10 protein-coding genes are annotated in these 9,500 nt (G+C 65.7%); 3 read left to right on the plus strand and 7 right to left on the minus strand.

The window, feature by feature from the left end; all coding sequences use genetic code 11:
• Position 1 precedes the first annotated feature (1 nt).
• Genes ACESL9_RS03220 through ACESL9_RS03245 form a run of 6 tightly spaced genes read right to left on the minus strand, consistent with a single transcriptional unit; the run spans position 2 to position 5,458 of the window.
• Entirely contained in the window at positions 2 to 550 is a 549-nt protein-coding gene (locus ACESL9_RS03220; RefSeq protein ID WP_372614107.1) for a DUF3833 domain-containing protein, read from the minus strand.
• A complete protein-coding gene (locus ACESL9_RS03225) occupies positions 547 to 1,764 on the minus strand; it encodes an MFS transporter (RefSeq protein WP_372614105.1) in 1,218 nt (405 codons plus the stop codon). Before ACESL9_RS03225 ends, ACESL9_RS03220 begins: the two co-directional genes overlap by 4 nt.
• Complete coding sequence (locus ACESL9_RS03230) at positions 1,764 to 2,282, minus strand: chalcone isomerase family protein (protein WP_372614103.1); 519 nt, start codon at positions 2,280 to 2,282, stop codon at positions 1,764 to 1,766. The genes ACESL9_RS03225 and ACESL9_RS03230 overlap by 1 nt, the downstream gene beginning before the upstream one ends.
• The gene (locus ACESL9_RS03235; RefSeq protein WP_372674497.1) at positions 2,275 to 3,432 is read right to left on the minus strand and encodes a class I SAM-dependent methyltransferase; all 1,158 of its coding nucleotides are present in this window, start codon (positions 3,430 to 3,432) and stop codon (positions 2,275 to 2,277) included. Before ACESL9_RS03235 ends, ACESL9_RS03230 begins: the two co-directional genes overlap by 8 nt.
• Complete coding sequence (locus ACESL9_RS03240) at positions 3,432 to 4,178, minus strand: DUF1365 domain-containing protein (protein ID WP_372614182.1); 747 nt, start codon at positions 4,176 to 4,178, stop codon at positions 3,432 to 3,434. The genes ACESL9_RS03235 and ACESL9_RS03240 overlap by 1 nt, the downstream gene beginning before the upstream one ends.
• Positions 4,179 to 4,180: 2 nt before the next feature.
• Positions 4,181 to 5,458: an NAD(P)/FAD-dependent oxidoreductase gene (locus ACESL9_RS03245; RefSeq protein WP_372614099.1), complete on the minus strand. Its 1,278-nt coding sequence runs from the start codon at positions 5,456 to 5,458 to the stop codon at positions 4,181 to 4,183.
• A gap of 202 nt (positions 5,459 to 5,660) precedes the next feature.
• Here ACESL9_RS03245 and ACESL9_RS03250 point away from each other — a divergent pair, with 202 nt between their 5' ends.
• The 3 genes from ACESL9_RS03250 to ACESL9_RS03260 all read left to right on the plus strand — a co-directional run bounded on the left by ACESL9_RS03250 (position 5,661) and on the right by ACESL9_RS03260 (position 8,518).
• Complete coding sequence (locus ACESL9_RS03250) at positions 5,661 to 6,245, plus strand: sigma-70 family RNA polymerase sigma factor (protein WP_372614097.1); 585 nt, start codon at positions 5,661 to 5,663, stop codon at positions 6,243 to 6,245.
• A complete protein-coding gene (locus ACESL9_RS03255; RefSeq protein ID WP_372614095.1) occupies positions 6,242 to 6,877 on the plus strand; it encodes a ChrR family anti-sigma-E factor in 636 nt (211 codons plus the stop codon). The genes ACESL9_RS03250 and ACESL9_RS03255 overlap by 4 nt, the downstream gene beginning before the upstream one ends.
• Before the next feature lie 96 nt (positions 6,878 to 6,973).
• Positions 6,974 to 8,518, plus strand: coding sequence for an acetolactate synthase large subunit (locus tag ACESL9_RS03260; RefSeq protein ID WP_372674498.1), 1,545 nt, complete (start codon positions 6,974 to 6,976; stop codon positions 8,516 to 8,518).
• Between the two features lie 93 nt (positions 8,519 to 8,611).
• Here the strand turns inward: ACESL9_RS03260 and ACESL9_RS03265 are convergent.
• Positions 8,612 to 9,500, minus strand: an 889-nt coding sequence (locus tag ACESL9_RS03265) for a hypothetical protein (RefSeq protein WP_372674499.1), incomplete at its 5' end; no start/stop codon positions are given.

The following is a 9,500-nucleotide window of genomic DNA, read 5'->3' on the forward strand; positions in this document are numbered from 1 at the left end:
GTCACTCTCCCGCCGGTCGCATGGTCGCAACCAGTTCCGCCACCTTGATCCCGAACTTGCGCATCTGCGACCGGTTGAGGATCGTGCCGTTCTCCATCAGGTAAAGCCAGTCCGTGACATCGAGCACATGCCCGCCGCCCTCCTCGGGCAGGCGGATGCGGTATCGCATGGAAAGCGTCGCGCCGCTCACCTCGCCAGTGGCTTGCCCGATGATGTCATCGGCCTCGGCGGTAAAGGTCCCGTTCTCGCCCAGCGTCAGGCGCCATTCGCGGCTTTGCTCGCCTCCGCCGGCATAGCGGAAGTCCTCGGCCAGCGTGCCGGTGCTGCCGACCCATGTGCCCTTCATGTCCGCCACGAAGCGCGACACGACCTGACCGCGCGGGCCATAGATCATGCCCTCGGAAATCAGGTCCCCGGCCAGGTGTTCGCGAATGTCGAAGGCGGGGCCGGTGGCCCGGTAATGCTCGGGGCGCTGCGACTTGAACCCCAAACCGGGGCGCCACAGGGCAACACTCAGAACCACGATCACGAGTAACAGGGTCAGTTTCATCTCATTTCCACTTCCTGAGACAGCCGCGCGACCATCCAGATCGCAACGAGCTTGATAAGACATGGGATCACCGCATAAGCGAGCGTGAGCGTCAGAAGGCCCCGCGCATCGTTCGTCCCGCCAGGCTGGAACCCGCTCCAGTCGAGCAGCGGCAAAAGCGCCACCGCCGCCACCGCAAGCGCGAGCTTTCCCGCCAGCGACCACAGGCCGAACGCCTGCCCCGCGACCTGCCCCGCACGGCCGGTCAGGGCGGCGAACAAGGCCGGCAGGATCACCATGTCGGCCCCCAGCGCAGCGCCCGACCCGACACAGATGAGCGTAAAGCCCACCACCGCCCCCTGCGGCAAGAGCGCCGCCCCGCCAAAGGACAGGATCGCCAGCGACATCGAAAAGAGCAACACCCGCCGCGTGCCCAGCCGACGTGCCGCCACGGTCCAGAACGGCACCGAGAGCCCGGAGGCCAGGAAGAACAGGATCAGGAACGGCCCCGCCAGCCCCCCAAGCATCAGCCGGTCCTCGACGAAGAACAGAAACAGCGTCGAGGTCATCGCCACCGGCAGGCTGTTGACAAAGGCCAGCAGCAAGAGCCGCCCGCCGCCCGCCGACCAAAGCGCCCCGTAATCGAGGCGCCCATGGGACGCATCGCCCGGCCGCCAGAGCCCGCGGGTCGCCGTCCAGACCAGCACCGCCGCCACGGCCAGCCCGCCCCCGAAAAGCGCATAGCCATCGCGCCCGTCAAAGGGCGCCAGCAGCACCGGCGCAATCGCCGCAAGGATGATCCCCGCAAGCGTGCCCGCCTCGCGCCATCCCGCCAGCCCGATCAACCCCTCGCGCGACCCCGCCAGTGCAAGGCTCTGGCCGTAAAACAGGATCGAGCCGAGGCTGAACCCGGTGAACACCACGATCAGCGACAGCACCAGCCAGAGAACAGGTGCCACCGGCGGCGCCATGGTGAACAGCATCACGAAGCCAAGCGCCATCGCCCCGAGCGCCAGCGCGGCGAACCCCGCGCGCGCGCCGGGAAAACGGTCGATAAGCCGGCCAAGGAACGGGTCCTGCACGAAATCCACCACCCGCAGCCCGATCAGGATTCCGCCGACCGTCGACAGGTCCAGCCCCATCTGCGTCGTCGCATAGCGCGGCAGATGGATATAGAGCGGCAAACCAGCCGCCGCGAGCAGCATCGCGAAAAGACTGACCTGCCAATAGCTCATCACTGGCCCCTGAGACGGCGCGACAGCGCAATCGAGCGCGCATCGTCCGAAAGCCAGATCCCGAGGAACCGTTTGCGCAGGTTCTCGTGCCGCACCTCGCAGACACGCGCGCCATTGAACCAGAAATCCACCCTGTCACCGGCCTGCGCCACGGCCAGGAACCGGTCCCCCTGGGCGACATCGCGAAAACAGCTTTCGAGTTTTTCGAGGATGATCGGGTGATCGCGCCGCGATCCCTCGATGCGTTCAAGCTCGCGCGCCGTCGCCTCGACAAGGCGTTCACCGCTGATTTCGCGCCGATACGCCAGTTCGAGCGCCATCGGCACCTGCCACGAAAACCGTTCTCCACCCTCGATGTAAAGCGCCGCGTCATAAAGCGGCACACCGAACCAGCGCACGGTCACACGACCGAGGTTCTGCGCCCCGTCGATACCCGCCGCGACGATATCGGTGCGTGCCTGCCCCTGTCCCGGCATCAGCAGGGAAACCATGACAAGAAGTGCCGCCAGTTCACGCATGGACGAGTTCCACCTGCACCACGTCGGTCTGGGCCAACGCGAAACTCGACGCGCAGATTTCGAGGTAATACTGCCAGTTGCGCATGAAGGCCCGGTCATAACCCAGCACCTCGATCCGCGGGCTGGCCGCCACCAGGCGCTCGGCCCATGTCCGGCAGGTGCGCGCGTAATCCTCGCCAAAGGCCAGGCTGTCGCGCACGACCAACCCCGCGCTGCGCGCCTGCTCGGCTATCACGCTGTCCGACAGCAACATGCCCCCCGGAAAGGTATAGTGGCGGATGTAGTCGGTGCCCTTGCGATACTTGGGGAAATACGCGTCCGGCACCGTGATCGCCTGCACCACCGCGCGCCCGCCCTCGGCCAGCCGCGCCTTGAGCGTTGCGAAATAGCTGGGCCAGTAACGCTCGCCCACCGCCTCGATCATCTCGATCGACACGATATTGTCGAACTTGCCTTCGGTCTCGCGGTAATCGCGCAGCTCGATCCGCGCCCGCCCATCGAGCCGCGCATCGGCAAACCCCTTCTGGCTGGGCGAGATGGTGATGCCGGTCACATCGCGGCCCTGATCCGCCGCGCGCTCGGCAAACCCGCCCCAGCCGCAACCGATCTCCAGTATCCGCTCGCCTTCGCTCATCCGGGCCAGCGCGTGGTCGTATTTGCGGTTCTGCGCGCGCTCCAGATCGTTGTCGCCCGGTGCGAACATCGCCGAGGAATAGGTCATGCCCTCGTCCAGCCAAAGCTGGTAGAATTCGTTTCCGACATCGTAATGCGCCCGGATGTTGCGCGCCGCGCCCTTTTGCGAATTCGCCCGCAGGATGCGATCCACCGCGCGAAATTTCAGCCCGCTCCAGAACCCCGGGTAGGCGAATTTCGTCAACTCGTCGAGGTTGAGCGTCGCCACCGTCGCAAGCGTCTCGATCGACGGCGTGTCCCAAAGCCCCGCGACATAGGCTTCGCCCAGCCCGATATCGCCACGCACCGCCATCGCCGTGACCACGCTCCAATCGTGCAACTCCATCACCGCCTGCGGGGCGCCGCTGCCGAAATCATGGCGTTCGCCCTCGGGCGTGACGAGATGCAGGCTCCCCTTGCGGATGCGACTGCAGCTTTCCAAGAATTCGTGTCTGACACGTTTTGTGACGAACAGCATCAGCTGACCTCCTGTCTCGGTGGTGCGGGCCGGCTGCGATAGCGCGCGCCCTTGAGTTTCAGGCGCAACGCCTGCCAATGGATAAGTGCGATCGTGCGCAACGCCCCGAACGGCCGGCGCAGCGCGGCCCACAGGATCGACCGATCTGTCAGGGGTTTGCGCGCGCCCTGCAGTGTCGCCACGATCCCCTCGGCGCCGTTTTCATGCAGGATGCGGATGGCGATCCGGTCCGCCCGGATGTCGAAACGGAAACGATATGCGCCCTCAACGTCCTGAAACGGCGAGACGTGAAAGATCTTGCGCGATGTCAATTCCGTCTCCGGCGTGATCGGGGCGAACCCGTCGCGGTGGCAAAGGTAACTGTGGCGGTCGCCGAACGTGTTGTTGACCTCGGCAATGACCGCGCGCACGGCACCATCCTCCATCGCCAGCCAGAAACTCACCGGGTTGAACACGTATCCCAGGAACCCCGGCTGCGTCAGAAGCAGGATCTGCACCCCGTCCGGGTCCAGCCCCGCCCGCGCCAGGACTTCCCGCGCCCAGCGCACCCCCCGGCCCCGGCCCCGCTCTCCGCCGTGATGGCGGTCCATCACGGAAAAAAGGTTGAACCGGTTGCGCGAGAAGAGGCGCGGGGTGGCCCGCGCCTCGGGGTCGATCAGGACGTAATCCACCCCGTAGCGAAACGCGTTGCGGATATTACCGCGCCGCGCATGCGTGGTGCTGCCCGCGATATGTTCGGCGCGCAGGCTCAAACCGTCACCCGTTCTAGCGCACGCGCGACCCGCACGGCAGTTGCAAACCCGTCCTCGTGAAACCCGTGCCGCAGGTAGGCGCCCGCAAACCAGGTGCGGTTCTGCCCCTGGATCGCGGAGAGCCTCTTTTGCGCGCTCAGCGCCGCCTGGTCGAACACCGGATGGCGGAAGGTGACCTCATCATAGATTCGATCCTCGCGCACCGGTCGGGCCGGGTTGAGCGAGATGAAAAGCGGGTCGGTTTCGGGGATGTTCTGCAAGCGGTTCATCCAGTATGTCACGCCGATCGCAGGGCGCGTATCGTGATCCTCGGCCTTGTAGACCCACGAGGACCAGCACGCCCTGCGCTTCGGCATCTGCGCCTCGTCACAATGCAGTATAGCATGATTGTCCTGATAGGTCAGGTCCGACAGTGCCGCGTGCTCCTCACCCGTCGGGCGCGACAGCAGGCGCAATGCGTCATCGGAATGACAGGCAAAGATCACCTGGTCGAAACTCTCCGCCCCGTGGCGCGCGCTGCGGATGACCACGCCCTGCCCGTCCCGCTCGACCGCCTGAACCGGCGTGCCCGGCCGCAGGTCGCACCCAAGGCTGGAAAGGCGCGTCTCCAGCCGCCTGACATATTCGCGGCTGCCGCCCGAGACAGTCCACCACTGGTGCTGTCCTGTCACGTTCATCAGCGCGTGGTTCTTGAAGAACCGCACCAGCGTCGCCGCGGGAAAGCTCCCGATCTGCTCCATCGGCGTCGACCAGATCGCCCCGCAGATCGGCATAAGGTAATAGCGCCGGAACCAGTCGCCCAGGCGCAGCTCGCGCATCAGCTCGTCAATCGTAAGCCCGTCATCCGCGGCCGCCTCGGCGCGCGTGTTGAACCGCATGATGTCGCGCACCATGGCCAGGAAACCCGGCCGCCCGAGGTTGCCCTTCTGCGCGAAAAGCGCACCAAGGCTGCTCAACCCGTATTCCACCCGCCCGTCGTCGATCGTCGCGCCAAAGCTCATGTTGCTCTTCTCGATCGGCACGCCGAGATCGTGGAACATGGCCGTCAGATGCGGATAATTGACGAAATTGAACACGATGAACCCGGTATCGACTGGCTGATCCCCGTTGCGACCGGCCACCACGGTGCGTGCATGTCCGCCAAGGCGCGGCTCGGCCTCGAAGAGAGTCACATCGTGTCGCGGTGTCAGCCGATACGCGGCGGCAAGTCCCGATATACCACCGCCCACGATGGCGATGCGCAGGCGCTGTTGCGGGGGGGCGTCGAACGACATTGATGGTCCCTTCTTTCTTATACGGCATGGCTACGCTCGGCCCCGGCAATCGGATCAAACCCGAGAGGCTAAAAAACAATGCAAAGAAATCGCACGGAGGAGTGATCCACGCCGCGAAACACCACGTAAACACCGCATGATGATGCTTGATGACCACAGACCGCTTGCGGTCACTGCCCCCTGCGATACTCTTGTCGTCAGTATGACGTCAGGAAAAGAGCAGGCACAGGTGCGCAAGTCAGACTACTCGATCCAGACCGAATGGATGCTCGCGATCCGCGACGATCGGGATCGCAGGGCCTTTGCCCAGCTCTTCGATCATTTCGCGCCGCGTCTCAAGGGGGTCGTCGCACGGTCGGGCGCACCATCCGCACAGGTCGAGGACATCGTGCAGGACGTGATGTTGACCGTCTGGCACAAGGCCCACCAGTTCGATCCCGAGCGCGCGCAGGTCTCAAGCTGGATCTACCAGATCGCGCGCAACCGACAGATCGACATCCTGCGCCGCGAACGTCGCCCCGTGCCCGAAGAGATCGCGCAGCAGGAAGACACCACCCCGGACGCGAGCCAGGTTCTTGCGTTGGAGCAGGAAACCGAAAAGCTCAAACAGGCGCTCGCCAAGCTGAAACCGGCACAGCGGGAAATGGTCGAAAAGGCTTACCTGGGCGAGTTGAGCCACACCGACATCCAGGCCGAAACCGGCCTACCGCTCGGAACCATCAAATCGCGCATACGCCTCGGCCTCGAACGGCTGCGCCACGAACTCAAGACCATAGGTACGCCATGACCGGCATCGCTCACCACATACCCGACAACCTCCTGATCGCCTATGCAGCTGGCACCCTGCCCAAGCCCTTCGCGCTCGTCGTGGCCGCGCACGTGTCGCTCTGTGACGAATGCCGCGCGCGGCTCGCCGCGCATGAGGCCACGGGCGGTGCCATCATCGAGGACTCCACGCCCGAACAGATCAGCGAGTCCCTGCGCGACCGCGTGCTGGACGCGCTCGATGCGCCCTTCGACCTGCCAACGCCACAATCGCGCCAGGGGGTCTATCCCGGCCCGGTGATGGAGGCGCTCAAGGGCCACCCACCGAAATGGAAGCGGATGGGCATGGGCAACCGGCAATGCATCATCGACCATGGCCCCGAAGGCTCGGTGCGGCTCTTGTGGATCCCGCCCGGCCAGGCGGTGCCGGATCATGGGCATAATGGTCTCGAACTGACGCTGGTTCTGCAAGGCGCCTTCGAGGATGAAACCGGCCATTTCGGCCCTGGCGATCTCGAAGTGGCCGATGCCGATCTCGAACACACGCCGATCGCCGCCGACGGCCCGCCCTGCATCTGCCTTGCCGCCACCGACGGGGCGTTGAAATTCAACGCCTTCATGCCGCGCGTCCTGCAACCGCTCTTCCGGATCTGATCGCGCCCCGCCCGGAACGCAGCGTTGCCGCTTGCGCTGCCCGTGTTCGGCTGCCACCTTCGGCGCCGGACACAACGGCATCAAGGAGCGACGCAGATGGCACAGACAGGCGCGGACATACTGGCCCGGGTTCTGGCCCGGAACGGTGTCGATACATGCTTTGCCAATCCCGGCACCACCGAGATGCACCTGGTGTCGTCTTTCACCCACGACCTTGGCATCACCTGTCACCTGTGCCTTTTCGAGGGCGTCGCCACCGGCGCCGCCGACGGCTATGCCCGCATGGCCCGCAAGCCGGCCGCGACGCTCTTGCACCTCGGCCCCGGCCTCGCCAACGGCATCGCCAATCTGCACAACGCGCGCAAGGCCGCCTCGCCGATCATCAACATCGTCGGCGAACACGCCGTGGACCACATCGCCCATGACGCCCCGCTCACCGCCGATATCGACGGTCTCGCCCGCCCGGTCAGCAAATCGGTGGCCACCCTGCGCGACACCGGCGGGATCGACGCCGCCGTGACCGAGATGCTGGCCGAGATCCGGACCGGGCCCACCGGGGTCGGCACGCTGATCGTGCCCAATGACATCGCCTGGAGCGCGGCACAGCCCTCGAACCTGCCGCCCGCCAGCCCGCCCATGCCCACGCCGCCCGAGGCCGCCGCCGTCGCCGCGGCGGCCAAGGCCCTGCAAGAGCCCGGCGCGCTCCTTCTGCTGGGCAGCCCCCACATCACCCGCCGTGCCATCGAACTGGGCCACGCCATCGCCGCGAAAACCGGCGCCAGCCTGCGCGCCGAGGCGGCGACCGCCCGCACCTCCCGCGGCGGGGGCCTGCCCGAACTGGCCCGTGTGCCCTTCCAGATCGACGCGGCACTCGACGCGCTGGCCGATACGGGCCACGCCATCCTCGCCGGGGCCCGCGCCCCGGTGGCCTTCTTCGCCTATCCCGAACGGCCCAGCGCGCTCTTGCCCGAGGGCTGCGCGGTCACGCGCCTCTCCCCGCCCGAGGGCGATCTCGAAGCGGCGCTGGCGGCACTGGCCGATCATCTGGGCGCCAAGCCCGCCGAGACCTCGGCCCCCGCCATGCCGCCCCTGCCGCGCGGCGCGATCACGCCCGAGGCACTGGGCGCCGCCGTGGCCAACGCCCTGCCCGAAGGCGCCATCGTGGCCGACGAATCCGTCACCAACGGCCCCCACCTGCAACCGGCCTGCGCGGCATCGCCCGCGCATGACTGGCTCAACAACCGTGGCGGCTCGATCGGTTACGCGATGCCTGTGGCCGTGGGCGCCGCGGCCGCCTGCCCCGACCGGCCCGTCCTGGCCGTGGTCGGCGACGGCTCGGCCAGCTACACGCCCCAGGCGCTCTGGACCATGGCGCGCGCGGGCATGAACGTGACCGTGGTGATCCTGTCGAACCGGCGCTACCGCATCCTCGCCACCGAGATGTCGCGCATCGGCGCGGGCGAACCGGATGAACAGTCCGACCCGCTGATGAGCCTCGACAACCCCCCGATCGACTGGGTCGCCCAGGCCCGCACCTACGGCGTGCCGGGCATAAGCGTCTCGGACGCGCAAGACCTGCACCGCGAACTCGCCCGCGCCTTCGCCGAACCGGGCCCCCACCTCATCGAAGCGCGGATGTAGGGGGCAAGACGCACAATGTGCCCGGCCCCGGCCGACTGACCGGCTCAAGGGCGAAACAGGCCGCCACCCATGGGGCGCAATCCGACACGACAATCACCGAGGCGGCAACGGGGGGGGTTCGTCCTCGGGCGGAGGCGGCCTGCAGATCGACGGATTCGGCAAAATCAATTGATCGCATTGTTCAACGATCATGTCGGCCAGCTCATTACCCAGCCTCTCGCGAACATCTTGCGCATGTTCGCGACACTGCGGAACCGTCATCTCGCAGACTTCGGGTGACGAGGGGCGCGAGAAACTCCCACAGACCTGTGAAGCCCAATCCTGCGGCTCCTCGTCGATGCCGCTGGCCACACGCAGGTCTTGCATGTCATTGACCGTGTCGCAGGCTTCCTTGATATCAAGAGCCGTGACAGCAATGATCGTTGCGGCCCCCACGACCGGAACAACCTCCATCGGAACCGCCGCAACATTGCGGCCCGCGCCGCGCACCACGCGCTGAGCAATCCGTCGGGTCGATCTGTCCAACTCAGCGCGGGATTTCCGAAATCCTTCTGCCTTCTGCAACTCGGCCCTGCTCGCCGTCAAATTCTTCTGCGTGGCATCCAAATCAACCCGGGTTTTCTTCAGGCTCTCGCGCGTGGTGTTCAGATCGGTCCGGGTTCGCTTCAGGTTCGCCTGTGACCTGTCCAGATCGGTGGTCAGCTTCCGGTTTTTGGCCCGCATCTCCATTTTGTCAGAAGAAAGTGATGCATTTCTCGATTTCAATCGCGATGCTTCCTGACTCATTTGCGCCACGACCGACCGACCGATAAGCCATTGTGCAATATCACTCATGACCATGGTCAGAGGCGCGATCGTGAAGCTGGCCACGTTGAAAGCCAGCATCGCAAGCAGAACCAGCAGAACGGCAAAGCGCCGCAGCACACCGATGACACGCCGCAAGGTCTTGATGCCACCCACGAAAAGAAATGAAAGGCGTTCG

This window comes from Aquicoccus sp., from assembly GCF_041686535.1.
Taxonomy (GTDB): domain Bacteria; phylum Pseudomonadota; class Alphaproteobacteria; order Rhodobacterales; family Rhodobacteraceae; genus Aquicoccus.

Bases quoted from the DNA above. Each gene is read 5' to 3' on its own strand.
- ACESL9_RS03220 (WP_372614107.1), bottom strand. From the start codon at position 550: ATGAAACTGACCCTGTTACTCGTGATCGTGGTTCTGAGTGTTGCCCTG.
- ACESL9_RS03225 (WP_372614105.1), bottom strand. From the start codon at position 1,764: ATGAGCTATTGGCAGGTCAGTCTTTTCGCGATGCTGCTCGCGGCGGCT.
- ACESL9_RS03230 (WP_372614103.1), bottom strand. From the start codon at position 2,282: ATGCGTGAACTGGCGGCACTTCTTGTCATGGTTTCCCTGCTGATGCCG.
- ACESL9_RS03235 (WP_372674497.1), bottom strand. From the start codon at position 3,432: ATGCTGTTCGTCACAAAACGTGTCAGACACGAATTCTTGGAAAGCTGC.
- ACESL9_RS03245 (WP_372614099.1), bottom strand. From the start codon at position 5,458: ATGTCGTTCGACGCCCCCCCGCAACAGCGCCTGCGCATCGCCATCGTG.
- ACESL9_RS03250 (WP_372614097.1), top strand. From the start codon at position 5,661: ATGACGTCAGGAAAAGAGCAGGCACAGGTGCGCAAGTCAGACTACTCG.
- ACESL9_RS03255 (WP_372614095.1), top strand. From the start codon at position 6,242: ATGACCGGCATCGCTCACCACATACCCGACAACCTCCTGATCGCCTAT.
- ACESL9_RS03260 (WP_372674498.1), top strand. From the start codon at position 6,974: ATGGCACAGACAGGCGCGGACATACTGGCCCGGGTTCTGGCCCGGAAC.